23 protein-coding genes are annotated in these 25,626 nt (G+C 66.7%); 8 read left to right on the top strand and 15 right to left on the bottom strand.

Annotated features, from left to right (window positions below):
• Window positions 1-7: 7 nt before the first annotated feature.
• On the bottom strand, window positions 8-1,828 hold the full coding sequence (locus GUY23_RS03600; RefSeq protein ID WP_166969819.1) for a flavin-containing monooxygenase: 1,821 nt from the start codon (window positions 1,826-1,828) through the stop codon (window positions 8-10).
• 187 nt (window positions 1,829-2,015) lie between these two features.
• Here GUY23_RS03600 and GUY23_RS03595 point away from each other — a divergent pair, with 187 nt between their 5' ends.
• On the top strand, window positions 2,016-3,176 hold the full coding sequence (locus tag GUY23_RS03595; RefSeq protein WP_166969817.1) for a helix-turn-helix domain-containing protein: 1,161 nt from the start codon (window positions 2,016-2,018) through the stop codon (window positions 3,174-3,176).
• A gap of 3 nt (window positions 3,177-3,179) precedes the next feature.
• Here GUY23_RS03595 and GUY23_RS03590 read toward each other — a convergent pair whose 3' ends face one another.
• The 3 genes from GUY23_RS03590 to GUY23_RS03580 all read right to left on the bottom strand — a co-directional run bounded on the left by GUY23_RS03590 (window position 3,180) and on the right by GUY23_RS03580 (window position 5,795).
• A complete protein-coding gene (locus GUY23_RS03590) occupies window positions 3,180-4,226 on the bottom strand; it encodes an NAD(P)-dependent alcohol dehydrogenase (protein ID WP_166969815.1) in 1,047 nt (348 codons plus the stop codon).
• A gap of 167 nt (window positions 4,227-4,393) precedes the next feature.
• Entirely contained in the window at window positions 4,394-4,807 is a 414-nt protein-coding gene (locus GUY23_RS03585) for a VOC family protein (RefSeq protein WP_166969813.1), read from the bottom strand.
• Between the two features lie 127 nt (window positions 4,808-4,934).
• The gene (locus GUY23_RS03580) at window positions 4,935-5,795 is read right to left on the bottom strand and encodes a helix-turn-helix transcriptional regulator (RefSeq protein WP_166969811.1); all 861 of its coding nucleotides are present in this window, start codon (window positions 5,793-5,795) and stop codon (window positions 4,935-4,937) included.
• An 86-nt stretch (window positions 5,796-5,881) separates the two neighbouring features.
• Between GUY23_RS03580 and GUY23_RS03575 the strand changes: the two genes are divergently transcribed.
• On the top strand, window positions 5,882-6,514 hold the full coding sequence (locus GUY23_RS03575) for a GntR family transcriptional regulator (RefSeq protein WP_166969809.1): 633 nt from the start codon (window positions 5,882-5,884) through the stop codon (window positions 6,512-6,514).
• A 136-nt stretch (window positions 6,515-6,650) separates the two neighbouring features.
• Here the strand turns inward: GUY23_RS03575 and GUY23_RS03570 are convergent, their stop codons facing one another.
• From GUY23_RS03570 to GUY23_RS03555, 4 genes are all read right to left on the bottom strand, one after another.
• On the bottom strand, window positions 6,651-7,307 hold the full coding sequence (locus GUY23_RS03570) for a flavin reductase family protein (RefSeq protein ID WP_166969807.1): 657 nt from the start codon (window positions 7,305-7,307) through the stop codon (window positions 6,651-6,653).
• Between the two features lie 73 nt (window positions 7,308-7,380).
• The gene (locus GUY23_RS03565; RefSeq protein WP_228282713.1) at window positions 7,381-8,775 is read right to left on the bottom strand and encodes a purine-cytosine permease family protein; all 1,395 of its coding nucleotides are present in this window, start codon (window positions 8,773-8,775) and stop codon (window positions 7,381-7,383) included.
• Between the two features lie 189 nt (window positions 8,776-8,964).
• The gene (locus GUY23_RS03560) at window positions 8,965-10,251 is read right to left on the bottom strand and encodes an adenylosuccinate synthase (RefSeq protein WP_166969805.1); all 1,287 of its coding nucleotides are present in this window, start codon (window positions 10,249-10,251) and stop codon (window positions 8,965-8,967) included.
• 148 nt (window positions 10,252-10,399) lie between these two features.
• On the bottom strand, window positions 10,400-10,921 hold the full coding sequence (locus GUY23_RS03555; protein ID WP_166969803.1) for a DinB family protein: 522 nt from the start codon (window positions 10,919-10,921) through the stop codon (window positions 10,400-10,402).
• Window positions 10,922-11,124: 203 nt separating this feature from the next.
• On the opposite strand from GUY23_RS03555, the gene GUY23_RS03550 reads away from it, so the two are divergent.
• Window positions 11,125-12,375: an aminotransferase-like domain-containing protein gene (locus GUY23_RS03550; RefSeq protein ID WP_166969801.1), complete on the top strand. Its 1,251-nt coding sequence runs from the start codon at window positions 11,125-11,127 to the stop codon at window positions 12,373-12,375.
• 97 nt (window positions 12,376-12,472) lie between these two features.
• Here the strand turns inward: GUY23_RS03550 and GUY23_RS03545 are convergent, their stop codons facing one another.
• The 4 genes from GUY23_RS03545 to GUY23_RS03530 form a co-directional block, all read right to left on the bottom strand.
• A complete protein-coding gene (locus GUY23_RS03545; protein WP_166969799.1) occupies window positions 12,473-15,046 on the bottom strand; it encodes an ABC transporter permease in 2,574 nt (857 codons plus the stop codon).
• Window positions 15,043-15,891, bottom strand: a complete 849-nt coding sequence (locus GUY23_RS03540; RefSeq protein ID WP_166969797.1) for an ABC transporter ATP-binding protein — start codon at window positions 15,889-15,891, stop codon at window positions 15,043-15,045. The genes GUY23_RS03545 and GUY23_RS03540 overlap by 4 nt, the downstream gene beginning before the upstream one ends.
• 130 nt (window positions 15,892-16,021) lie before the next feature.
• Entirely contained in the window at window positions 16,022-16,864 is an 843-nt protein-coding gene (locus GUY23_RS03535) for a response regulator transcription factor (protein WP_166969795.1), read from the bottom strand.
• Complete coding sequence (locus GUY23_RS03530; protein WP_166969793.1) at window positions 16,861-18,486, bottom strand: sensor histidine kinase; 1,626 nt, start codon at window positions 18,484-18,486, stop codon at window positions 16,861-16,863. Before GUY23_RS03530 ends, GUY23_RS03535 begins: the two co-directional genes overlap by 4 nt.
• A 253-nt stretch (window positions 18,487-18,739) precedes the next feature.
• On the opposite strand from GUY23_RS03530, the gene GUY23_RS03525 reads away from it, so the two are divergent.
• Genes GUY23_RS03525 through crcB form a run of 3 tightly spaced genes read left to right on the top strand, consistent with a single transcriptional unit; the run spans window position 18,740 to window position 19,871 of the window.
• The gene (locus tag GUY23_RS03525; RefSeq protein ID WP_166969791.1) at window positions 18,740-19,003 is read left to right on the top strand and encodes a hypothetical protein; all 264 of its coding nucleotides are present in this window, start codon (window positions 18,740-18,742) and stop codon (window positions 19,001-19,003) included.
• Complete coding sequence (locus GUY23_RS03520) at window positions 19,000-19,494, top strand: fluoride efflux transporter FluC (protein WP_166969790.1); 495 nt, start codon at window positions 19,000-19,002, stop codon at window positions 19,492-19,494. Before GUY23_RS03525 ends, GUY23_RS03520 begins: the two co-directional genes overlap by 4 nt.
• Complete coding sequence (crcB, locus tag GUY23_RS03515) at window positions 19,491-19,871, top strand: fluoride efflux transporter CrcB (protein WP_166969788.1); 381 nt, start codon at window positions 19,491-19,493, stop codon at window positions 19,869-19,871. Before GUY23_RS03520 ends, crcB begins: the two co-directional genes overlap by 4 nt.
• Before the next feature lie 39 nt (window positions 19,872-19,910).
• On the opposite strand, the gene GUY23_RS03510 is transcribed toward crcB, so the two are convergent.
• Both GUY23_RS03510 and GUY23_RS03505 read right to left on the bottom strand, forming a co-directional pair.
• Entirely contained in the window at window positions 19,911-21,089 is a 1,179-nt protein-coding gene (locus GUY23_RS03510) for an aromatic acid exporter family protein (protein WP_166969786.1), read from the bottom strand.
• On the bottom strand, window positions 21,089-22,453 hold the full coding sequence (locus GUY23_RS03505; RefSeq protein ID WP_166969784.1) for an alpha,alpha-trehalose-phosphate synthase (UDP-forming): 1,365 nt from the start codon (window positions 22,451-22,453) through the stop codon (window positions 21,089-21,091). The genes GUY23_RS03510 and GUY23_RS03505 overlap by 1 nt, the downstream gene beginning before the upstream one ends.
• A 295-nt stretch (window positions 22,454-22,748) precedes the next feature.
• On the opposite strand from GUY23_RS03505, the gene GUY23_RS03500 reads away from it, so the two are divergent.
• Complete coding sequence (locus GUY23_RS03500) at window positions 22,749-23,021, top strand: GlsB/YeaQ/YmgE family stress response membrane protein (protein WP_166969782.1); 273 nt, start codon at window positions 22,749-22,751, stop codon at window positions 23,019-23,021.
• Between the two features lie 213 nt (window positions 23,022-23,234).
• Window positions 23,235-23,891 carry a TetR/AcrR family transcriptional regulator gene (locus tag GUY23_RS03495; RefSeq protein ID WP_166969780.1) on the top strand — a complete coding sequence of 219 codons (657 nt, stop codon included), beginning with the start codon at window positions 23,235-23,237 and terminating at the stop codon, window positions 23,889-23,891.
• Between the two features lie 171 nt (window positions 23,892-24,062).
• Here GUY23_RS03495 and GUY23_RS03490 read toward each other — a convergent pair whose 3' ends face one another.
• Entirely contained in the window at window positions 24,063-25,592 is a 1,530-nt protein-coding gene (locus GUY23_RS03490) for an MFS transporter (protein ID WP_166969778.1), read from the bottom strand.
• Window positions 25,593-25,626 lie beyond the last annotated feature (34 nt).

Raw genomic sequence — 25,626 nt, 5'->3', positions numbered from 1 at the left:
CTCGAGTTCAGCTCAGGTGGTGAACCTCCTGCAGGCCGTAGACGGGAGTGTCGATCCCCTCATAACGCGCTTTGAGCTGCAGAGCGAGGTAGAGCGAGTAGTGCCTGGCCTGGTGGAGGTTGCCGCCCATGAACCACAGGTTCTCCTGTTGCGTGGGCTTCCACATGTTGCGCTGCTCGCCCTCCCACGGACCCGGGTCCTTCGTCGTCTCCGAGCCGAGGCCCCAGCATTTGCCGACCTTGTCCGCGGTCTCCTGGTCGACGAGGTCGGCGACCCATCCATTCATCGAACCGTAGCCGGTGGCGTAGACGACGAGGTCGGCGGGCAGTTCGGTTCCGTCGTCGAGCGCCACAGCATCCTCGGTGAGGTGGTCGACCTGCCCCTTGACGAGCTTGACCCTGCCGTCGGCGACGAGCTCGGCCGAGCCGACATCGATATAGTAGCCCGAACCTCGGCGCAGGTATTTGAGAAACAGGCCCGAATCGTCATCTCCGAAGTCGAGGTCGAAGCCCGCCTTCTCCATCCGCTCGTAGAAGTCCTTATCGCGTTCCCGGATCTGGTCGTAGAGCGGGATCTGGAATTCGTGCATGATTCGGTACGGCAGCGACGCGAAGATGAGATCGGCCTTCTCCGTCGTCACTCCGTTCTCCAACGCACGTTCTGAGTAGAGGTCGCCCATCGCGATGTCCACGAGCGAATCGCTCTTGACGATGTGCGTGCTCGACCGCTGCACCATCGTGACGTCGGCTCCGTGTTCGTACAGCGCTCCGCAGATGTCGAAGGCCGAGTTGTTGCTGCCGATGACGACGACCTTCTTGCCCGCATAGGCATCCGGTCCCGGGTGCTGAGAAGAGTGCTGCTGCTCGCCCTTGAAGACGTCGGCGCCGGGGAACGTGGGAATGTTCGGTTTGCCCGACATCCCCGTCGCCATCACCAGATGCGTCGGGTGCAGCGTGAGCTTCTCCCCGCCGCGGTCGATCTCGACCGTCCACCGGCCGGCCTCTTCGTCATAGCTCGCCGAGGTGGCTTTCGTGGCCGACCAATACGGAATCTCCATCACCTTCGTGTAGGACTCGAGCCAGTCCGCGATCTTGTCCTTCGGCGCGAACACCGGCCAGTTGTCCGGGAACTTCATATACGGCAGGTGGTCGTACCAGACCGGATCGTGCAGGCACAGGGACTTGTACCGTGAGCGCCATTGGTCGCCGGGCCGATCCCAGCGGTCGATGACGAGGGAGGAGACCCCGAGCTGCCGGAGGCGAGCGCCGAGTGCGATTCCCCCCTGTCCCCCGCCGACGACGAGGATGTACGGGTCGGCGGTGTGACCCCAGGCGGCGTCCTCCTCGGCGAGCTTTTCCGACCAGCTCTTGCGGTCAGGGTCCACGCCGTGCTCGGCTCCTTTGATCCTCCGGGGGCCGCGCGGCTCTTCGTGCCCGGTCAGCTCCTGCAGGGAAGTGAGCAGAGTCCAGGCTTTGGTGCCATCCTCGTCGATGAGGCGGACGAGTCCCTTGCCTCGCCCCACCGAGGTGGCGAATGTGAACCAGGCTTCGGTGACTCCGTTGTCGGTGGCCGCCGGTTCGGAGAGTTCGAATTCGGACGGTGAGACGCGGTCGAGGTTGCGCGAGAGCAGATCGGTGACGCCGTCGGGATTCTCCACCGTCTTGAGGTTCCAGGTGAAGGACACGAGGTCCCTCCAGTAGCTGGTGGTGGCGAACAGGCCGGCCGCGGCGGGGATGTCACGGTTGGCCAGAGCGGATTCGAAGTCCTCCAGCCACTTCGTGGCGATGTCATCGGCCGTCTGCTGCGGGCGTTCGATCGTCGTGGTCATCTCTCATTCCTCCTCGTTGAGTTCAGTGAGTCCACGCTAAGCCGCAGACATAGGGACCGAAAGAGTTGCATCGAGTTGCACGGCGGACGCGTGGTTCGACGACCGCACTCCTGTCGTGGTTCGGCTCCCCCGCGCCGAGGAAGCGCACCCCATGGCCAGGCGGACCGGCCGCACCTATACTCAAGGCATGCTTCAGCCGGATCTGGCGCATCTCGCCAGGGATCTGACACGCATTCACGATGCTGTGATCACCGGGGCCTCGCCGCCGGTGCAACCGCGCGCGCTCGTCAAGCGCTCGTGGGACCGAATGCTGCGTTTGGGCCTCGACCCGGCCGGCGCCAATCGTCGGGTCGTCGACGACGAAGCAGAGGTCGAATCGCGTCGGCAGCGGTCGCGGCTGCGGCTCGTGGTCGAGGAGATGCGCTCGGTGCTGCTTCGCGCCCCGGACGCCGCACCGTTCATCCTCGTCGTCACGGATGCCGACGGGGTCATTCTGTGGCGGGACGGGGCCGTCTCGGCCAGGCATCAGGCCGATAGCCTCGGCTTCGTCGAGGGAGCGCACTGGTCGGAGTCCGTCGTCGGCACGAATGCCATCGGCACGGCTCTGGCCGAGGAGACCGACGTCCAACTCTTCTCCGCCGAGCACTTCGAATCGACCCAGCACCCCTGGTACTGCAGCGCGGTGCCCGTGCACGACCCGCACACCGGGGCACTCTTGGGAATCGTCGACATCAGCGGGCCGGCCATGACTCTTCATCCGGCGGTGCAGTCGCTGGTGACGACGGCGGTTCGCCTTGCCGAGGCGCGGCTGATGATCGCCCAGCAGGAGCAGTTGAACAGTCTGCGCGACCGGATGTCGGCGATGCTCGCAGGCTCACCCGGTCCGGCGCTGGTCGTCGACGATGAGGGCTGGGTGGCGTATCAGCAGGGAGTGCGCAGCCGGGACCGCATCGAAGCGCCCGCACCGGATCGATCAATCCTCATCCCCGGCGCGGGCCTGTGCCTGCCCGAACGGATCACCGGCGGTTGGCTGCTGCGGCCCACCGGCGAACGTCGCGCCTCGGTGAACCTGCGGACCGCGGCGGATCCGCCCGTGCTCGACATCGATTCAGGAGCGGATCCGTTCGTCGTTCCGCTCACGCCGCGGCGTGCGCAGATTCTGGCGGCGGTCACCTCGGCGGGGGCGACCGGCATCAGTGCCGCTGAGCTGAGCCGGCATCTCTACGGTGACTGTGACCATGTGGTCACCGTCCGCGCCGAGGTGTCGCGTCTGCGCCGCTCGATCGGGGCACTGCTCGCGACCCGGCCCTACCGGTGGGCGGACGGGGTGAGCGCGCGGGTGGAGTGAGGGTCAGCTTCCGTGCGGGACGACGACGGCACGGCCGGAGAGTTCGCCCGCTTGGAGCTTGCGGTAGGCTTCAAGCCCGTTGTCGAGGCTGAAACGCTCGACCTCAGGGACGATCTGTCCGGCTCGGTACATGTCGACGACCTCGTGGAGGTCTTCGATCGTGCCCCAGTAGGTGTTCGTCAGCGTCGCTTCGTAGGGATTCGTGAAGAACGACCATTCGTACGTGCCGCCGCCGATACCGACGATCGTGCATCTGCCCATGCGCGCCAGCGACTGCGCAGCAACAGCGACTGTCGCCGAAGCGCCGACAAAGTCGAAGGCCGCGTCGACGCCTCGGCCGCCGGTGATCTCTCGAATTCGAGCGACCTGGTCATCACCGCCGCCGACGGTGATTGCGCCGGTGGCTTCAGCCTTCGCCATGGCGTCGGGTTTCATGTCGGTGGCGATGATCGTTGCTCCAGTCAGCGCAGAGAGGATCTGCACTGCGATCTGGCCGAGTCCGCCCAGTCCGATCACGAGAGCGAAGCGCCCACCGTCGGCAAGGTTCGGCAGCGAGTTCTTGATTGCATGGTAAGGGGTCAGGCCAGCGTCGGAGAGTGGCGCCGCAGCTACCGGGTCGGCATCGTAGAGCGGCACGAGGTTGCGGGCGGGGACGGTGACGTATTCGGCCATGCCCCCGTCTCGACCGAGTCCGATACCGAGGTAAGGGTTTGTGGCGGCGTTCTCACAATAGGTGTCCTGGCCGCGCGAGCACGCGCGGCAGCGACCACAGCCGATCGGCCCATAGACGAGGTAGGCATCGCCCTTGGTGAATCCGGAGACACCGGGCCCGAGTTCTTCGATCCATCCTGAGTTCTCATGACCGAGGACAAACGGCGGCGGCACAACACCGGGGCTGTCCTTCTCGAACTCGTTGTAAACGGCGACATCGGAGTGGCAGGCGCCGGCACCGGCGACCTTGAGCAATACTTCACCGGGTCCGGGTGTCGGTATGTCGATGTCCTTGAGGGTGGGGAAGGTCTTGAAGTTGTCGAACACGATCGCTTTCATCGAGTGATCTCCTCTCGTGTCAATCGGGGCAGGGAATGCCGTCCCAATTGACACACTAGACCTCGCGACAGATGCACGGCCGTTGATATTGCCTGGTGGACGTGACCGTTTCAGCACCGAGACAGTCGGCAGCTGACTCCGCCCAGTCCTTCAAGTTGTCTCGATGCTCACTCTGCGCCTGACCCACGGTAGGTGCCCACCGACCACAGCACGCCTTCGGGGTCCTGGATGGCGAAGTCGAGAGATCCGTAGTCCTGTTCGGTCAGTCCCATGACCTCCGTGGCGCCGGCACCGAGCGCCCGGGCGTGCAGTTCGCGGACGTTGTCCGCAGCCAGATAGACCGACCCGGAGGCGACGCCGGTCTTCGTCATCACCCCTTCGTCGCGGGCGGAACCGAGCATCACTCCGCCACCGGCCGGCCACCGCAGCTCGGCATGCTCGACACGGTTCGGATCGTCAGGATTCGTGTATTCGGCGATGACCTCGAAGCCGAGCGCTTCCTGCAGGAAGGCGATCGCCGCCTTGGCATCGCGGTAACGGAAGGTGGGCCAGACATTGGCTCCCTGGTTGGTCTCCGACATGGCGGTTCCTTTCTCTCTGTCTGTGCGGCCGGGCCGGTCTGCCCGGCCGCTTCCACCATCGTCGACGAAGTGAGTGCCCGATGTATTGGAGAAATGGGAACTCGCCGAGGCGGCTCCCGAGTTCCGCTCACACGGGAGTTGCGCGCGTGGCACCGTCATCGGACGCGGAGTCATCGACCGCGGACAGTCGCGCCACATCGTCTCCGCGCAGCCATCCCTGCGGGTTCGTTCCGGTCAGCGCTCTGAAGTCCCGGTTGAGATGCGATTGGTCGGCGTAGCCGCAGGTCGCAGCGATTTCGGCCAACGGGACCCTGCCCGCGGCGATCAGCCGGCGGGCGCGGTCGAAGCGCAGCACTCGGGAGGCGTCTTTCGGACCGATCCCGAGCTCAGACCGGAACTGAGAGGCGAGGTGACGCCGGCTCCACCCGATCCGATCGGCGATGAGAGAGACGGGAAGCCCGCCCCGGTCGGAGGCGATCTGTCTCCACGCTTCGACCACCTCGGCGCGGGGATTCCGCCGGTCGTCAAGGCACCGGATGAGCACATCATCGATGGCGTCGAACCGGCTCGGCCAGCTCTGCGCCGCATTGACCCTGTCATGGAGCTCGGCCGCGAGAGGCCGGGAAACCACGTCGAGGTCATAGGTGCGATGGGCGAAGTCAGCGGCCGGGGTGCCGAAGAGTGCTCGCGGGGCGAACGGGCCGAAGTTGATCTGGATGCCTGCCATCGTGCCGCTGTGCCGAATGAGCGTCGAACGCAGGTGGAGGCCGGCGAGGAGCACGTCGTAGCTCTCACGCTCCCCCGTCCGTGGATCGACCTGGCACAGGGGTTCGTCGATCGCGACGATGAACGTCAGCGCACCCGAGGGCAGACCGAGGTGCGTCCCCGCAGGGACGCCTGCGATGTCGTAGCCGACGTAATCGCCGACGAAGGGCCGCAGACGCGGATGCGGGGCACGAACGAGGTCATCGGATCGCACCGCGGACATGTCGTCAGTGTAGACCCGCCTCGGCGGCCGAAGTACAGTAAAATCGCCTCAACTGCCCCTGCACTTCAACGAACGGTTCCCCCGCATTGACTCTCTCCGAACAGGCCTATGGTGCCATCGAGGACATGATCATCCACGGCAGACTCGAGGCCGGGTCCTACGTCACGGAGAACCAGATCATTGAGAAGGTCGGCCTGGGTCGGACGCCGATCCGTGAGGCCCTGCAGCGGCTCTCGCACGAACACATGGTCACGATCCGTCCGCGCAAGGGCATCTACATCCCCATCCTTGACTTCGAGACCGAACTGCGCATCCTCGAGGTGCGACGCGAGCTCGACGTCGTCGCCGTCCGCCTGGCGGCCAAGCGCGCCACCGAGGAGCAGCGGAGCCAGATGCGGGCCATGGCCGAACGGCTCGATCACCTCGACGCCGACCTCGCAACCTATGCCGAGACCATCCGCGAGACCCACCAGCTGCTCGCCGATGCGACGAAGAACCCTTACCTCATCGAGTCCATGTTGCCGCTGCAGAACCTCTCGCGGCGCTATTGGGTCTCAAACATCGCCGACCCCGCTCCGGAGATCGCGACGAGTTCTGCCTGCCATGCGCGGATGCTGCGCGGAGCGGCAGACCGCGACCCTGAGTCCGCCGAGGCGGCCGCCTACGAACTCAACGACTACCTCGTCGATTTCGCCACCCGGTCCGCCCGGGATTCCTGACACCGGCAGAGTCCCGCCAGCATCGATTCCTGACACCGGCGGGAATTCGACTCAAGCCGACCCTCAACGCAGTGAGGCCCGGAGCCAGGCTCCACGCCCAGCTCCAGGCCTCACTCACGAGGCGAACGCGACTGCCTCAGGTCGGATTCCCCGACAGCCCCGCCTGCGCGTCCCCATCGGCACCCGGCACACGCATCTCGAACGTCTCGGTGACGACGGTGTAGTCGAAGTAGCCCATGCGCGCGATCGGCTTGGCTTTGAGGATGTCGATCTTGCCGTCCTCGGTGACATAGTCATCGTTGAGGTGGATGCGCTCGACCGAGGCGTAGACGATGTCGATCGACCCGACCTTCGAGTTGCCGGGCAGACGGTGGGTGGAGATGTACTTGCACTCGTACTGGAACGGGCTCTCGGCGATCATCGGAGTCGCAGACAGGTCAGCCGAGCGACGAGTGACGTCCATCTGATCGAACTCGGATTCGTGCGCATCCATCACCTGGGCACTGATGTTGACCTGCTCCCGCAGATCCCACGTGGCCATGTTCCACACGAACCAGCCGGTCTCCTCGGCGTTGAGCACGGTGTCCTTGCGACGGCCGTCGGGGTACTGGTTGGCCGCGAACATCACCATCGGCGGATCGAACGTGAGGTTCTGCCATTGACTGTACGGAGCGATGTTCTCGACCCCATCAGCGCTCACGCTCGAGAGCCAGCCGATGGGACGCGGCACCGTCAGCGCCTTGAACGGCGAGTGTTCGAGGGGGCGGTTCTTCGACGAGGGATCGTATTTCATCTGGACTTTCCTTTGTTGGGGTTCGAAGTGGAAGCGGTGGTGCCGGCACCGGAGGCCGGGACAGGGGCGACGCTCAGACTGCGGCCGCCTTCACCCGACGACGCAGGTTCCCGGTCATGAGGTAGTAGAGGACCGCGGAGACGACGACACCGAGAATCCAGGCGATCTCCGCACCGTTGAGCAGGTAGGCGATCGGTCCGACGTAGATCGCGCTGTTCATGAACGGAATCTGGACGATGACGCCGGCAAGGTAGGCGACGTAGGCGATCCAGTTGAACTTCCCATAGATCCCGTTCGGATCGAACAGGCCCTTGATGTCGTACTTCTTATTGCGCACCAGATAGAAGTCGACGAGGTTGACCGCCGACCACGGTGTCATGAAATACAGGAGGAAGAGCAGGAAGTTCTGGAACACGGTGAGGAAGTTCTCCGAAGCGGCCAGGGCGATGGCAAGGGCCACAGCAGTCACGCCGAGGATGAACAGCGTGCGCGTGTACGACTTCAGATGGTTCTGCTTGGTGAAGGCGGAGACGATCGTCGTGATCGACATGAACCCGCCGTAGGCGCTGAGCGTGTTTCCGGCGAGCTTGCCGAGGATGACGGCAAGAAGGACGATGACGCCGATCTTCCCGGCGAGGTCGGTGATGTAGCCGACCTCGCTGCCGCTGAATGCGTCACCGCCGAGGAACGCGGCGAAGGCGCCGACGGTCATCGCGAGGCTAGCACCGAGGACGCTGCCGAGGAACGTCCAGCCGACGGTGGCGTTCTGCGAGGTCGTCTCGGGCAGGTAGCGGCTGTAGTCGGCGATGTAGGGGCCGAAGGTCAGCTGCCACGAAGCCGAGAGCGAGACACCGAGGACGAACGGCGCCATCGCGAATCCGTTGCTCGCCGTGATGGTCTCTCCCATGTCGCCGGTGACCATGACGACGATGAGCCAGACGAAGACGATGGCGCTGAGGAATGCCGGCAGATGCGAGAACCGGTGGATCCAGCGGTAGCCGACGATCGCCGAGAGTGCGCAGAAGACCGCGAAGAGGATCGCCCCGAACTGCGGCGAGACGTGGAACAGCAGCCCGAGCGCCTGACCACCGAGGACGAGCCCCGTGGCATAGAACCCGACGTAGATGAAGAGCGCGAGGACCAGTGGCAGGATCGCGCCGTAGAAGCCGAACTGGGCCCGGCTCTGGATCATCTGCGGCACCCCGAGCTGCGGTCCCTGCGCCGAATGCAGAGCAGTGATGTACCCGCCGAGGATGTTGCCGAGCAGGATCGCCGGAATCGACCACAGGGCGGAGTTCCCGAGGATCGTCATGAGCGCACCCGTGACGAGAGCGGTGATGGAGCTGTTCGCGGCGAACCACACGAAGAGCAGAGAGATCGGGCGTCCATGTCGTTCGGACGGCGGGATGTAGTCGATGGATCGCTTCTCGACGAATCTCGGTTGAGGCTCGGGTGTAACAGTCATCATGACCTCCATTGCACGGCTGCGTTGAGCTCGGTGCGTGAAATATATCACCAATATATCTTAGGTCACAATACCTCGGCACCCCATTCGCGCTGAAAGGGCGACCGCAGCATCGAGAGGCGACTCCGGTGAGTCTGCCCTCGACACTGCGGTCGCCCTTTGATGAAACCAGCCGGGCGGCCCCTATCCCCTTCAGTCCAGCAAGTCGTGGCGCACGATCGACTGTTCGCGGTCGGGGCCGACGCCGATGACCGACATCCGGCAGCCCGAGAGCTCCTCGAGCGCGAGCACGTACTTCTGCGCATTCTCCGGCAGATCATCGAAGGTCCGGGCCGTGGTGATGTCCTCGGTCCACCCGTCGAAGTACTCGTAGATCGGTTTCGCGTGGTGGAATTCGGTCTGAGACACCGGCATCTCGTCCTGACGCTGTCCGTCGACATCGTAGGCGACGCACACGGGGATCCGGTCGATGCCGGTGAGCACGTCGAGCTTAGTCAGCACATAGTCGGTGAAGCCGTTCGTCCGAGCCGCATAGCGGGCGATGACCGCGTCGTACCAACCGCAGCGGCGCGGGCGGCCGGTGTTCACGCCGAACTCCCCGCCGGCCTTCTGCAGGTATTCGCCCATCTCGTCGAAGAGCTCGGTCGGGAAGGGCCCAGCCCCCACCCGCGTGGTGTAGGCCTTGACGATGCCGACGACGCGATTGATCCGCGTCGGTCCGATGCCCGTGCCCACGCAGGAACCGCCTGCAGTCGGGTTCGATGAGGTGACGAACGGGTAGGTGCCGTGGTCGACGTCGAGCATCGTCGCCTGGCCGCCCTCCATGACGATGACCTCTCCGCGGTCGAGCGCCTGGTTGAGCATGAGTTCGGTCTCGGCGACGTAGGGGCGCAGCCGCTCGATGAAGGGTTCGAAGTACTCGACGATCTCTTCGACGGACACGGCCCTGCGGTTGTAGACCTTGACTAACAGTTCGTTCTTCTGCCGCAGAGATCCCTCGATCTTCTGCCGCAGGATGGACTCGTCGAAGATGTCCTGCACGCGGATTCCCAGACGCCCGATCTTGTCCATGTACGCCGGGCCGATGCCGCGGCCGGTGGTGCCGATGGCGCGCTTGCCGAGGAACCGTTCGGTCACCTTGTCCAACGTCTGGTGGTAGGGCGCGACGAGGTGGGCGTTGGCCGAGATCCGTAGCTTCGAGGTGTCGGCGCCGCGGGATTCGAGTGCGTCGATCTCCTCGAAGAGTGCCTCGAGGTTGACGACGACGCCGTTGCCGATGACCGGGGTGACGTTCGGTGAGAGGATTCCCGCCGGCAGCAGCTTGAGTTCGTACTTCTCTCCCCCGACGACGACTGTGTGACCGGCATTGTTCCCGCCGTTGGGCTTGACCACATAGTCGACGCTGGTGCCGAGGATGTCGGTGGTCTTACCTTTACCTTCGTCGCCCCACTGAGCGCCGACGACAACGATTGCTGGCATGAGAGTACTTCACCTCGAAGTGAAAGGGGATGTCATTACTCGCTAAGTCTACTGGGTCACACTGACGTGACCGTCAATGGGAGCATTCCCTCGCCGAGGCGGCGCTTCCGTCCGCACCCACCCGCCGTCGGCGAGCCGTCACCCGCCGTCAGCGCGCGGCCGGGTTCCGTGCGGCGAAGATCTGTTCACGGAGGATGTCCGCATGCCCGCAGTGCTGGGCGAGCTCGCGCAGCACGTGGAGGAGCACCCATCGCAGAGGCAGCGGCCCGGACCTGTGTCCCGTGAGCACGGTATCGAGCGGCATCCCCTCCACCGCGGCATGCGAGCGCTCGACCGCCGCCCGGTAGTCGGCGCTCACCGAGGCGATCGTGTCAGAGGAGTCGAGCAGGAACGAATCCCGGGAGTCCTGCGGCAGTCCGTAGTCGATCCGGCTCCGTCCCGTCACCGTCTCGCCGAACCACACGGTCTCGACGAACACTGCGTGCTTGAGCAGGGACAAAAGCGTCGTCCGGCTCGGCACGAGGGAGCGTCGGGCCTCCTCCTCGGTCAGACCCTCCACGCTTCCGAGCAGATGGCGTCGATGTCCGTCGATGAACGCCGAGAACTGTGCTCCGAGGTCGCTGTCGCGCACATCGGAGGGTCTGGTGGCGCCGAGTCCGGTGTCGGTCATGTACCCAGCCTAGAGCCACCTCGGCGAGAGTCGACAGACCTCATCGCCGACTCGCCCGCACACTCCCGCGATCGACTTCCTTGTTCGGCAGGTCACCCGGCCCTATGCTGAGGTCACCACGTAATCCGTCGTTCGGGCAGGAGCCTTCTGAACGTCGCCGGAGCAGTCGACTTCAGGGCATCACCGCTCAAAGGAGGTCGCTCATGTCCACCACCTCAGTGAACCTGGCCACGAATTCTTCGCAGAACCCGGCCCTGCCCTACGCCAGCCGCCGCGACAAGCTCGTCGGATCCGTCATCGACGCCTCCACCACGCTGCTGGCCGCCTACGATCACGACATCGTCAAGTTCGGGATGGGCGCTCCCGCTCCGGACATGCTGCCGGCCGATGACTTCGCGCGAATCGCCGGCGACGTCTTCTCGCCGGCGAACTTCACCTATGGGGAGACGAAGGGCGAACCGGTCCTCCTCGAGGCCCTCCACGAATATCTCGCCTCCACCGAGCAGATCCCGACCGAACAGCAGGGCAACCTCGATCGCCTCCTCATCACCTCGGGCGGCATGCAGGGCCTCGACCTCGGGTTCAAGCTCTTCGTCAGCCCCGGCGACCTCGTCGCGTGCGAGTCCCCCACCTACACCAACGGTTCGGCCACGGCCATGAGCTACGAGGCGGAGATCCTCGAGATCCCCGTCGACGAGGACGGCATGCAGGTCGAGGCACTCGACGAGCACACCGCCCGCACCGGTCGGGCGCCGAAGGTCATCTATACGGTGCCGACGTTCCAGAATCCGGCCGGGGTGACGATGTCCCTGCCCCGCCGCGAACGTCTGCTGGCCTTCGCCCACCGGCACGGTTCGGTCATCATCGAGGACAATCCTTACGGCATGCTCCGCTTCGAGGGCGAGTCGATTCCCGCGCTGAGCGATCTCAGCCCGAACGATCCCCTCATCTTCGGCGTCCACACCTTCTCGAAATTCGTCGCCCCGGGACTGCGGGTCGGCTGGATCGACGTCGACCCCGCCGTCCGCGACCTCGCCGTCAATGCGAAGCAGACGATGGACACCTGCGCACCCGTGCCCAACCAGCACCTCATCGCCCGCTGGCTGTCCGAGGGCGGTGCGGAGACACACGTGGCGACCTTGCGCGAGACCTACCGGGAGCGCAAGATCACCATGGCCGACGGCCTCCAGCGCCACTTCCCCGGCGAGGTCAGGGCCACCGATCCCGACGGCGGGTTCTTCCTGTGGGTGACCTTCGAGGACGAATCGATCAACACCGAAGCGCTCATGCCCACCGCCTTGGAGGAGGGTGTCGCCTATATTCCGGGCCCCGCGTTCTCCCCGGCCGGGCACTTCTCGAATGCCCTGCGCCTGTGCTTCGCCTCGAACACCCCCGACCGCATCGACGAGGGCCTGCAGCGTCTGCGTCGGGCGCTCGATCGCCAGCGCGGCTGAGTCCCCGACCTTCGCCGAGGCGGCCCGCCCCGCTCATGCACGGACGCACCGCGGCCCCGACCAGGTCGGAACCGCGGCGCGTGCCGGGGCCGTCGGCTCACTCCATGCTCATGCCCTTGGCCGGAGCGATGCGCGACATCGAGCGGGCTGGGATCGCCGAGGCGAGGACCGCAGCGAGGATCGCGGCCACCGCAATCAGTCCGACCTGGCCCGGCGGCACGGACAGCACCGGGTCCGAGCCCGCCGGGGTGATCGAGGCGGTCCCGACCCAGCCGAAGAACGTCCCGACGCCGGCCCCGACGACGAGGGCGATGACCGTCATCAGCAGCGATTCGATGGTGATCATCCGTGACATCGCCCGCCGGGTGAACCCGAGTGCACGCAGCAGCGCGCCCTCCCGGCGTCGGTCGATGACCGAGAGCGTGAGCGTATTGCTCACCCCGATCACCGCAATGACCACGGCGGCGGCGAGCAGTCCGAGCACCACGGCCAGCGCCACCTGGAACATCGACGCGAACTCCGCGCGATTCTGTGCCGGTCCCGCGTCGGCCTTCACCCCGACGGCGTCGAGTTCGGAACCCAGCGCCTCGACCTGAGACGTCGACGCATCGTCGGAGATCTTCGCCCAGGTCTGCTCGCCGAGGTCGTCCCCGGCGGCAGCATCGATGTGTTCGGCGTCCTCCCCGCTCACCAGGGCCGTCCCCGCGGGGACGTCGTACGAGGTGACGACCTTGAGCACGGTCTCCTTCCCGCCGATGCTGATCGTCGCGGATCCGCCGTCGATATCGTCCGCGGAATCATCGATGCCCACCGACGTCGGGTCGAGCATCACCGTGCCCTGGTCGACGTCGTATCCGTCGCTGCGGACGACATCGGTATCGGCGGCCGCCTCGGTGCTGGTGATCGCAAGATCATCGGAGCTTGTGTGTCCGTCGACCTCCACCGAGGCGGAGGCGGCAGGAACGTTCACCCGGTCCTCGACGATCGGAGAGTCATCGAGCACGGATTCGGCCTTCTTCCCGATCCCAGAGCTGGCACCCGACCCAGCACCAGATCCCGCACCGGCCTCCGAGACCACGAGGTCGACGGGCGTGTCCTTCGCGGTCGCGAGTTCGAGTGTGCGCTGCAGGCTCGCCGAACCGACGACGACCGCGGTGACCAGCGTGATGCCGATGAGCAGAGCTCCCGTCGTCGAGGCGGTTCGTCCGCCCGCTGTGCTCGCCGATCGCCCGGCCAGCTGCACGCTCGGCGAGCGCCGGGTGACGAGCGCGAGGATCCGGGCGAGCAGTGCCACGAGCGGCGGCACGAACACCCGCGTGCCGAGCAGCAGCGCCACGAAGAGGGCGAAGCAGCCGAGGATGCCGAGCACCACGGACTGGGAGGTGGCACCGGCCAGGCAGACTCCGATTCCGATCGCGCCGACGACGATCGCCAGGCTCAGGCGCACCCAGCGGATGCGCGGAGCTGCGGCAGGCACATCCACGGGGCGCAGAGCCTCGATGGGTGAGACCCGTGAGGACCGGATCGCCGGGATGAGTCCCGCGGCGACGGTGACGAGGATGCCGACGGCCGGACCGACGATGAGGGCCGCGGGGGTCACGGCCACCTCGCCGAATTCGGGCATCCAGAACGCTCGCGCGGCTGCCGAGAGTCCCCATCCGAGGAGGTATCCGAGGCCGAGGCCGAGCACGGATCCGATGATGCCGAGGCTGAGACTCTCGACGATCGCAGCCCCGCGCACTTGCGACCGTGAGGCGCCGACGGCGCGGAAGAGGGCGAGCACGCGGGTACGAGAGGCGACGAGCACATTGAAGGTGTTCGAGATGACGAGCGCGGCGACTCCTGCCGCGAGCAGACCGAAGGCGATGCCGATCGTCGAGAGCATATCGGTGGAATCGGAGAGCGATTCGAGCTGGTCCTCGACGACCTCGTCGACGGTCTGCACCGTCGCGGCGTCACCGACCCCGGCCTCGGAGACGGCGCTCGTGACCGACTCGGCGAGTGTGTCCCGGTCGGTTCCCTCGTCCGCGACGACTCGGATCGAGTCCGGGACGAGTTCGCCCGGCGCCGACTTCAGCCCCGCGTCGGTGAGGTAGAGGTCGATACCGGTCGACGAGGAGCCGGGCATGATTCCGGAGACCGTGAGCGTCGGGCCGTCGTCCGAACTGCGGCCCGAACCGTCGAAGGTTCCGAGGGTGAGCGTGTCGCCGACGCCGACCCCGAGAGTCTTCGCGTCGGCTTCCCTGAGCATGACGTCGTCATCGTCGGCGGGGGCCGATCCCTCGAGGAGGTCCTGTTGGCCGTCGGGGACGTTCGTCGCCGTCCCCGACACCGAGGTGCCTGACGAGGTGACCGAGACGAAGGCGGATTCGGTGAGCTGGGCGCTCCTCACACCCTCGGCGTCGGAGATGGTCGACGCGAGCGATTCGGTCAGCGGAGAGGACTCTGCCCCAGCGTCGACCGTGGCTCCCTCATCAGCGGAGTCGGCCGCGGTGACTGCGACATCGGCGCCGGCCCATTCGGCCTGCACCTGGTTGCGCAGGGTATCGCCGAAGGCCTGGGAGAAGAGGAGGGAGGCGACGATGAAGGCGACCGAGACGGCGATCGCGATGACCGCGGCCCCGAGCCTTCCTGAGGCGCCGCGCAGATTGGACCAGGCGATGCGGATCATCGGGCACCTCCCGACAGCGGAGCGGATCCCGCCGAGGGGGTGCCGGCAGCAGTGGAGCCTGCCGGGACGGTGCCGCGTGCCTGTGCGTTCGTCACGTTCATCAGGGCAGCGGCCACGGAATCAGGGTCGGGCGAGGTGAGTTCCCCGGCGAGACGGCCGTCGGCGAGCAGGACGACGCGATCGGCGCGTGCGGCGGCGCGCGGGTCGTGGGTGACCATGACGACGGTCTGGCCGAGTTCGTCGACCGAGGCCCGCAGGATGCCGAGCACCTCCTCTCCGGCGTTCGAGTCGAGGTTGCCGGTGGGTTCGTCGGCGACGATGACATCGGGCCGGGCCACCAGCGCCCGGGCGACGGCGACGCGCTGCTGCTGGCCGCCGGAGAGTTCGTGCGGTCGGTGCTTGAGACGCTCACCGAGGCCGAGGAGGTCGACGATGCGGCGGAACATCTGCCGGTCCGGTTTCGCCCCGGTCAGCTGCGAGGGCAGGAGGATGTTCTCCTCGGCGTTCATCGCCGGCACGAGGTTGAAGGACTGGAAGACGAAGCCGATGCGGTCGCGGCGGATCGCGGTGAGGCGGCGGTCGCTCAGCTTCGACAGCGGGGTCTCGCCGATGAAGACCTCACCGGAATCGGGGGTATCGAGTCCGGCGAGCATGTTGAGCAGCGTCGACTTCCCGGATCCTGAGGGTCCCATGATCGCGGTGAAGCGACCGGTTTCGATGTCGAGGCTGAGGTTGTCGAGTGGTCGGACCATCGCGTCGCCTTCGCCGTAGGTCTTGCGCAGGCCGATCGCCTGGATCGCGGATGGGGACTGTCGGGGGTCGTGATTCGTCGGTGTTGTGTTCATGCCTCCACTCTCGTCGCCGCCCCCACCTGGGCGCATCGGACCGGAGGATGGTCTTCGAGGAACTCAGCGGCCGCCTCGGCGATGGAGTGTCATACCTGGGGATGACACGCGCGCGAGGACCCCGCCGGGTTCACTGTCCGGGGCCGACGAGTCCGGCTTCGTAGGCGAGGACGACGGCCTGGACACGGTCCCGGACCTCGAGCTTCATGAGGATGCGGCCGACGTGGGTCTTCACCGTCGGCTGCGCGAGAAAGAGCCGCTCGCCGATCTCTGTGTTCGACAGACCGGTGGCGATGAGCACGAGCACTTCCCGCTCGCGCGGAGTCAGCGATGCGAGCCGGCGGGCATCCGCGTCATCGAGCAGCGGCGTCGACGCCGGGCCCGCCCGGTGTTCGCCTGCCGACGGTCCGTGCCCGCCCGGATCCACCGGTCCGTGCCCGCCGTCCGCCGACCCGTGTCCACCTGCGCGTCCATGTCCGGCTGCCTCCATCGCAGCAGGATCACCGCCGCCGAGGTGGGGCAGCAGCTGATTGTCGAGCAGGCGTCTGGTCGTGGTGGGGGCGATGACCGCTCCCCCGTCGACGACGGTGCGGATCGAGTCGAGGAGAACCTCGGGCAGGGTGTCCTTGAGGAGGAATCCGGAGGCTCCGGCGCGCAGCGCTCGCAGGGCGTAATCGTCATCGTCGAAGGTCGTGAGCACGATGATCTTCGGGGTCCGGATCTGCCCGGAGTCGGCGAGCGCGAGGATCTGTTCGGTGGCGTCGATCCCGTCGACGCGCGGCATCCGCACGTCCATGAGCACGATGTCGGGCTGCTGCGTCCGGATGGTTTCGACTCCGGCCGCACCGTCGCCGGCCTGGCCGACGACACTGAGGTCCGGCTGTGAGTCGATGACCATCGCGAAGCCCGCACGCACGAGGGACTGGTCGTCGACGAGGACGACGCGCAGTGCCGCGTCAGTGTTCTCGCTCATCGTCGGCCCTCTGCCTCGGCGTTGCTGGGGGCGACCGCCGAGGCATCGCTCGGCGCGGCCGCCTCACCATCGGCCTCCGGCGCACCCGCCTCGGCGACGTCGCCCGGCACACTCGGTCCGGCGACGTCCGCCCGCGCACCCTCCCCAACGGAGGCAGGGGCAGCGCCGAGCCGACGCGCCACCGGGAATCGGGCCTCGACGAGGAATCCCGTCGTCGATCCGAAGGCGTGACCGGGCACATTGCCGGAGGCGAACCCGGGCACGTCCCGACGGGAGTCATCCTGACCGACTGTGCCCCGCCCCGACTCCTTGCCGCCCGGACGTCCGACGCCTGTCGACCGGATCGGGCGGGCCGTCAGCGAACCTCCGTAGAGTGAGGCACGTTCGCGCATGCCGACGATGCCGTGGCCTCGGCCGCCCTGAGCACCAGCACCCCCGACACCGTTCACACTGCCAGCGCCGCCGGCACCGCCCCCGTCATCGCTGATGCGGGTGATGAGATCGTCGCCGTCGAGCTGCAGCGACACGTGCGCGCGGGCACCGCTGCCGGCGTGCTTGAGCACGTTCGTCAACGCCTCCTGGACGATGCGGTAGACAGCGAGCGACGCGCCGTCGGGCAGCAGGTCGTTCTTCACCGTCTCGACTCCGACGAGTGAGACCGCGAGCCCCGCCGAACGCAGATCGCTGACCAGCGAATCGAGATCCGAAATAGCCGGCAGCGGTGCCGCCGTCCGACCGGAGTCCTCATCGGAGCGAAGGAAGCCGAGCAGGGATCGGGTCTGCGCGAGCGCGTCCCTGCCGGTCCCGGCGATCGTCTCGAGCACCTCGGCGGCCTTGTCAGGATCCGCTTTCGCAGCGAAACGCCCGCCGTCGGCCTGCGCGATGATGACGGAGAGGGAATGGGCGATGACGTCGTGCATCTCGCGGGCGATGCGCATGCGTTCGGCGTCGGCGGCCAGCCGTGTCTCCGATTCGCGTTCCTGTTCGAGCAGGCGATTGCGCTCCCAGATGCTCTCGAGCTCCCGGCGCCGGCGATAACCGACTCCGCCGAGCAGCCAGGCGATGAGTACGATCGCCGCAGACAGCGCCACCACCGTGCCGAGCAGCAGGTACGACCCCGCTTCGAGGGGCCTGGATCCGGGGCCGATCGTCGACTGCAGGAGCACGAGGTAGATCCATCCGCCCAGCAGCACCGAGCCGGTCAGTCCGAGGCCGAGCACGATGCGTCCGTGCACGCGGCTGCCCCATGCCGTCGTCGAGAAGACGGTGAGCGGGACGGCGATGACGCCGAGGTTGGGGCCCGTCATCGTGATCACGCCGAGCAGGAAACCCGAGGCGATGACCGACGAGCTGAGCAGGGGGCGGGTGCGTCGCAGCGCCAGCGGAACTGTCTGAAGCAGGGCGATGGCGATCTGGACGAACGGCGGCACCATGGACACGACGTTCGTCTGCGCGATGGAGACTGCAGTGAGGACGCCGAAGAACGTGACGGGCAGTGCCCAGACGAGCGAGTCGAGGATCCAGGGACGCGCTGTGAGGTACCTCCGCAGGCGGTCGAATCGACCGGGACCTCCCGTGTCTCTGTCCGACGAGGCGGTGGCCGGGTAGGTGCGGGACTCCATGGCTCTCATGCTAGTGGGCCGGGCTCACCCGCCGCATCATACCCAGGTCTGAGCTCCGCCCAGTCTCCTCATATGTCACAATGTAGAGGTCTCGTGTGCGTCGATTCCGGCGCGTGCGCGTCGCGGCGGTGGGGCTCGCCGCACCCAACCTCGGCTTCTGCGATTTCCGAACCGGAGAGACACTCCGAACCCGGAGAGCCGACAACAGTCCCTACCTCAACCGGCGCCAGCATGCCCGAAAGGTAGGAAACAGATGACCCCCCAGCCGGATACAGGCGAACAGACACGACCGGACACGCGCACCCGCTTCGTCGTCGGCCTCGTGCCCGATCAGCCCGCCGAGGTGCTCGAGACAGCCGCGACCTTCGCCGAACGCTTCGACGCCGACCTCGATGCCGACATCCTCGCCGACATCTCCCGCACTCTTGAGGGCAGGAACGTCGCATGGTCGACTCGGGTGCTCGCCGGTGGCCCCACGTGGGAGCTCGATCGACTCGCGGAGGCGGAGCGGGCATGAGCCGCCCGGTTCACCTGCGCGCCTCGTACCTCGGTCTCGCCGTCCTCGGCGGCACGGTCGGGACCGCCGCGCGTGAGGGCATCAGCCTCGCCGTGCCCGAGATCGACGGGATCCCCGTCGCGATCTTCGGCATCAACATCCTCGGCGCGTTCCTCCTCGGACTCCTCCTCGAATCACTGGCCCGCCGCGGACCCGACGTCGGCGTGCGCAGGACGCTGCGCATCCTCGTCGGCACCGGATTCATGGGCGGATTCACCACCTACAGTGCACTGGCCACGGATGCCGCGAGCCTCCTCGGCGATGGCCGTGCCGGGCTCGGAATCGGCTACGGTCTGGCTACCGTCCTCATCGGCGGGCTCGCCACCTGGGCCGGGATCGCACTCGGAACCCTCAGACGCGGTGGCCCGGGTGCGAGCGAGGTGCCCTTGGATCCCGATCTCGCCGACATTGGCGACACCGCCGACGCTGCCACGAACAGGGGTCCGCGATGAGTGTTCTCCTGTTCTCGGCGATCGCCGTGGCCGGCGGCCTCGGAGCGGGGCTGCGGATGATCCTCGATGGGCTCATCAAGTCCCGCACCACCGGGCCGACCCTGTGGGGCACGATCGTCATCAACGTCTCCGGGTCGCTCGTCCTCGGATTCCTCACGGGCCTGGCCGCGCAGGCGCTGCTGCCTGAGTCGTGGCATCTCGTCATCGGCACGGGTTTCCTCGGCGGGTACACGACGTTCTCGACGGCCAGCGTCGAAACGGTGCGCCTGCTTCAGGAGCGCAAGTGGGCGATCAGCCTCGTCAACGGCCTCGGCACCCTCATCGTCGCGACCGCGGCGGCGGGGTCGGGACTGTGGCTCGGCGGCATCGCCTGGTGAACTCTGGCCGTCACCTGGCGAGTTCTGGCTGTGTGGTCCTCAGTTCTCTTCCCGGGCTTCCCGTGCCGATGCGACATCGTCGACGATGATGACGATATGGCGCAGGCTGGTGATGAGCGAACCGTAGAGCGGCCAGGAGGTGGCCGGCAGGTTCCCATCGGATGACAGCTCCCTCGCCAGCGACTCGAGGCGGTCGAAGACAGGTTCGACCTCGGCGTCGGGATCGGCGATCGACCGACCGGCGTCGGCGACGATCGCCGACCACTCTTCGCGGAACCGGGTGTCCCAGGCACCCTCGGCGTAGGAGGCCTCACGCAGCGTGCGGGCGAGGTTGCGCAGGTGCGAGATGCCTTCGTCGACGCGCTGCAGAATGTTCTCGTAGCTCTCCCTCGACGCCTGATCCGCCTCGACCTGATGCCGCTTCGTGGGTCGGGGAACGGTGATGCGGGGGTTGCCGCGTCGGCTCTCCCGCGCGAAGCGGACCGAACCCCATGCGGAGTCGATCTCCCGGCTCATCTCCTCGGTGCGTTCGAACCAGTCCTCGGCCTGGTCGGTCTCCCACGACCGGCTGAATTCCCTGGACATGTCGATGAGCACCTCGCCCATCTGCTCGTTGATGCTGTCGATGTACCGCGCCGCCTGCTGGTCGCGCACGGGCGGGATGACGATGAGGTTGACGGCGAGACCGATGCCGACGCCGAGGGCGATCTCGAGGATCCGGTCGAGCAGCAGAGGCTGCTGCGAGTCGAACCCGGAGCCGAGGATGAAGATCGCCGTCGTCGCGATCGCCACCCCCTCGTCGCGCAGCCAACCCACCCGCGATCCGACCATGCCGACGAAGAGCGCGAGCGCGAACGTCCACAGACTCACCCCGAGGAAGTGCCCGATGAGGAAGGAGACGCCGACGCCGATCGTCGATGCCACCGTCGACTGGATGCCCCGCGACAGCGACCGGTAGACCGTCGCATGCACGGTCAGCAGGGCCGTCCACGGTGCGAGGAACGGCATCTGCGAATCGAGCACCGCGCCGGAGAGCCACCACGCCAGCGTGGCCGCGAGGACGGTCTTGAGGATCTGGAAGAGGTCGGTGATGGATTCGGGACGGCGGACGTAGCCGGCCACCCGGTGCACGATTCCTTCGGAGGGCTCCTCGGCGGACCCGGTGGACCCAGCGGACGCGGTGGACACGACGGTCTCCTCTGCTCGGCGACTGGGCATCACGAACGTCCTCGCAGGTCTGCTCCACACGAGCCTGCTCCGCGCAGAACTGTTCCCCGCAGGGTCTCAAGGAACGTCTCCGCCCATCTCTGACTCTCATCCGAGGCTACCGCTTCGGCCATGGCATCGATACGGAGTGCGGCGTCGTGAGGATCGAGCGTCATCGCCGTCATGATCGCGTCAGCCAGGCCGGGAGTGTCGTGCGGGTTGACGACGACGGCGCCGTCGAGCACATCGGCGACCCCATCGAACTCCGAGACCACCACCGCTCCCCCGCGTCCGCGCCGCGCAGTCACGTACGTCTCGGCGCCCAGCCCCATCCCCTCCCGCAGGGGCGTGGAGAGGTAGACATCTGCGGCGAGGCAGAGCCCGATGAGCTTCTCATCAGGAACGTCGCGGTGCTGGTACATCACGACCGGTCGGCCCAGTCCGGCGAAGCGCCCGTTGATATGGCCGATGTACCGCTCGATGTCCTCACGCAGCCGCTCCCCGACCGCGTCGGGGGTCCGCGGCGGGATGACGACCTGGAGGAAGCCGACCGTCCCCGGGTCGAGCCTGCCGTCTTCGAACAGAGAGCTGATCGCGTGGAGACGGTGCATGACGCCGCAGGTGGGATCGAGCCGATCGACGGAGAGCAGGAGAACACCGGGATCGCCGAGGTGGCTGCGCAGACGCAGATGGTCACCGCGGTCGGCCACGGCGTCCGCGACCGCAGCGGTGGTCGCCGCATCGATCGACGTCGGGGCCGATCTCAGCGACGGCAGCGAGGAGGCCTGCAGATCCGCGACAGGAGCGAGCGCTGCGGCGACGTCGGCGAAGTTCATCCGATCGCTCTGACGGTGGAATCCGAGGACATCGGCGGCCAACAGCCCGCCGAGCATCTCCTCGCGCCACGGGAGCTGGGAGAAGGTCGGAAGGCCGGGAAAGGGCACATGCAGCGAGAAGCCGATGGTCAGATCGGGCAGCAGCTGTCTCAGCAGCTTCGGTACGAGCTGGAGTTGGAGACCGTGGATCCATACGGTCGCCTGCGTATCTGCGACAGCGGCGGCCGCCTCGGCGAATCGGGTGTTGACCTCACGGTAGGCGGTCCACCACTGCTGGGAGAAGCTCAGCGAAGAAGGATCATCGTGGTAAAGCGGCCAGAGCGTTCCGCGAGTGAGGCCGAGACCGTCGGGCTCGATGCATGCGGCCGACTCGGCGAGGAGAACCGGACGCACCGGCAGATCGGGGCTCTCCTGGCACTCCGGGTTCTCCTGGTGCTCCGGGTTCTCCGGGCACGGCTGCGTGCTCCCGCCGACCCAGATGCCGTCCTCGGCGCGGGTCAGAGCCGCGAGCGCGGGGGTGATCGCCGCGCCGGTCGGCAAGTCCTCGCACTCACTTCGGCCCGGAAGCCACGGGGAGACCATCACAAGGGAATGCCGTCCGGACATCTCAGTCACCGTCCTCTCCGATCGTTGGTGCCGTTCCTCCCGACCACTGACCCTGCTCCTCCTACTGACCTATGTTTATGTTGTAATCGTACAATGTGTCAGCAGAATTGACGCTATCAGCACGATGGAAGATTTGCGAGATTGTCACGCGGAATTATCGCTGTTAGTGTCGATTACACCATAAACACTCCTCCGACGCTCGGAGGATCACCGTCGAAAGGACACCCCCATGGGCTTCTTCGCCTATCTCATCCTCGGACTCATCGCCGGGGCCATCGCCAAGCTCATCCTGCCGGGGAAGCAGGCCGGCGGGCTGATCGGCACCCTCATCATCGGCGTCATCGGCGCCCTCCTCGGCGGCTGGCTCGGCAGCGCGCTCTTCGGCGTCGGAGTCGATTCGTTCTTCGACATCTCGACCTGGCTGTGCGCGATCGGCGGCTCGATCATCGTCCTCATCGTGTGGGGACTCATCACCGGTCGCTCGCGTCGGGCAGCCCGCTGAGCGGATCCGACTGAGTCAGACCCATCGACAGTCCATCCCCTCGGACTCGGACTCCCGGTCGGCCGCCTCGGCGACCGACCGGGAGTGCTCCCCACGCAGCGGTCGCCTCCTTCCCGGGACGGCTGCCGACGATCCGGCTGAGTGTAGGATCGCTGGGACGGGCCGCGCACGAGACTCGCGGCCCTCCGCAGATCAGCGAAGTGAGGAGAGACCATGGCCCGCCGACGCCTGAGCCGCAGCGATGTCGTTCAGGCCGCCGTCGCCTACATCGACGAGTACGGGGTCCGATCACTGACCATGCGCCGTCTGGGTGCAGCACTGGATGTGGAGGCCATGGCACTGTACCGCCACGTTCCCGGACGGGACGAGCTCATCTCCGCCGCGGTGAGCGAGCTCATCGACGCCCTCTTCGACGACGACCTCATGCAGAACGCGCCCGGCTCCTGGGAGGAGTACCTGCAGTGCGTGGCCAACGCCACCCGCCGCATGGCGCTCAACCACCCGCGGATGTTCCCGCTGATGATCACGCAGCCGCCCGAAGCACCCTGGCTGCGTCCGCCGCTCCGGAGCATTCGCTGGGTCGAGCACTTCCTCTCATCGCTCAAGGGCTTCGGATTCTCCGATGCCGCGGCCGTGGATGCCTACAAGGCCTTCACGAGCTTCCTCCTCGGCGACCTGTTCCTACAGGTGTCCGCAATGGGCATCGACACCCCGACTGCCCCCGAGGCAGGTGACGAGGAGGAGAACCTCGAGGACTACGCCACCGTCAGCCGCCTGCAGAATCTGCTCGCCGAGGACCACGCCGACCGCGAATTCGACGATGGCCTCGACGACCTCATCGAACGCATCCGCACCTCGCTCGACTCCTGACAGACGCCCGACTTCCGACAGACGCTCGACCCCTGACGGGCAGGGGTCACCCGCGCAACTCGGTCACCGGGCCTTCTCCGGCGATTGTTGAGCCCGCCCAGCACCGTCCCACCTGAATCGCACCGTCCCATCTGAATCGCGGTGGAGCGTCCCGCCGAAACGGCTGGTTCGTCAGCTCTTCGCGAGCTCCTCGGCGCGCTTGGCCTTCTTCCGCCCGCGCCCCAGGTCGATAGTGCCGATGATCCCGGCCGCAATGATGATGAGCGCGATGACTGAGAACCCGGCGATGATAGCCGCTGCGTAGCCGGCCAGGGACTGGAAGGCGAAGAACACGGCGGTGACGACGGCGATGCCGATCGCCGTGCCCACGCGCTGCCCGGTCTGCATGATCCCGCCCGAGGTGCCCGCGTACTCGACAGGCACCTCGGCGAGGGTGAGCGTCTGGTTGGGGCTGATCGTCATGCCCTGTCCGATGCCGAGCACGCCGAGGGAGGCGAGCATCCACCAGATGCTGATCCCCCAGGTTTCGTGGGCGAGGACTATGAGCGCCGAGGCGACGACTCCGGTCAGGGCGATCCCCACCCCGAGGACGACCATCTTACGTCCGAAGGTGAGCACGACCCGACCGGCCGCCTGCGCACCCGCCGCCGAGAGCAGGGCCGAAGGCAGTCCGATGAGACCGGCCTCGAGGGCGGGGAAGCCGAGTCCGTTCTGCAGGTAGAGGGCGACGATCACCCACACGCCGGGCATGCCGACGAAGTACACCGAGGACAGGTAGGCGCCGTAGGCGAAGCTGCGGGTGCGGAAGAGCTGCATGTCGACCATCGGTGAGCCGCCTTGGCGGGAGTAGCGGTTCTCCCAGCGGACCCAGCCGATGACGACGACGGCACCGATGGGCACGAGGAGGTAGATCCAAGCACCGAGGCTGCGCTCGAGGAACGGGAGCATGACCAGCAGGGTTCCAACGGCCAGGAGGAGGATGCCGATCGGGTCGAAGTCGGCGCGCGCCCGGCTCTTGCCGCCCGCTTCGGTGTCGTCTCCTGTGGTGTCGCTCGAGCTGGCGGCGTTCGAGCCGGTGTCGTGCGAACCGTTGTCGCTGCCGACCCAGGCGCTGCGCGGCAGCCAGAGGCGACCGAGGACGATCGCGATGAGCGCGATCGGGACGTTGATGAGGAAGGCCGAACGCCAGCCCCATTCGTCGCCGAGGATCGCGATGAGACCGCCGCCGAGCACAGGGCCGATGCCGACGGAGACGCCGACGATGGTGCCGAACATGCCGAAGGCGCGTCCGCGGAGCTTGCCGTGGAAGTACTGCTGGATCATACCTACGCCCTGCGGGCTGAGCAGGCCGGAGCCGACGCCCATGACGATGCGGGCGAGGTTGAGCATGAGCGGGTCGGGGGCGAGTCCGGCGATGAGGGAGCCTGCGGCGAAGACGCCGACGCCGATGACGAAGAGTCGCCCGCGGCCGAAGAGGTCGCCGGCGCGACCGGCGGCGACGAGGAAGACGCCGAAGGCCAGGGTGTAACCCGAGAGCACCCATTGGATCGCAGAGTTCGAGGCGCCGATCGAGCGCTGCATGTCGGGGAGGATGACGTTGACGATCGACACGCTCAGCAGCGACATGAACATCGGCACGAGCATGACCGCGAGGATCTTGCGCTGTTCGGCCGACATCACGGACTCAGAAACATTACTCATTCATATATTTCTACTCCGCCCCGATGCTACGCAC

The sequence above is a fragment of the Brevibacterium atlanticum genome (assembly GCF_011617245.1).
GTDB classification, from domain to species: Bacteria; Actinomycetota; Actinomycetes; order Actinomycetales; family Brevibacteriaceae; genus Brevibacterium; species Brevibacterium atlanticum.
The sequence above is the reverse complement of the archived record's forward strand: the minus strand, read 5'-3'. Positions and strand labels throughout refer to the sequence as shown.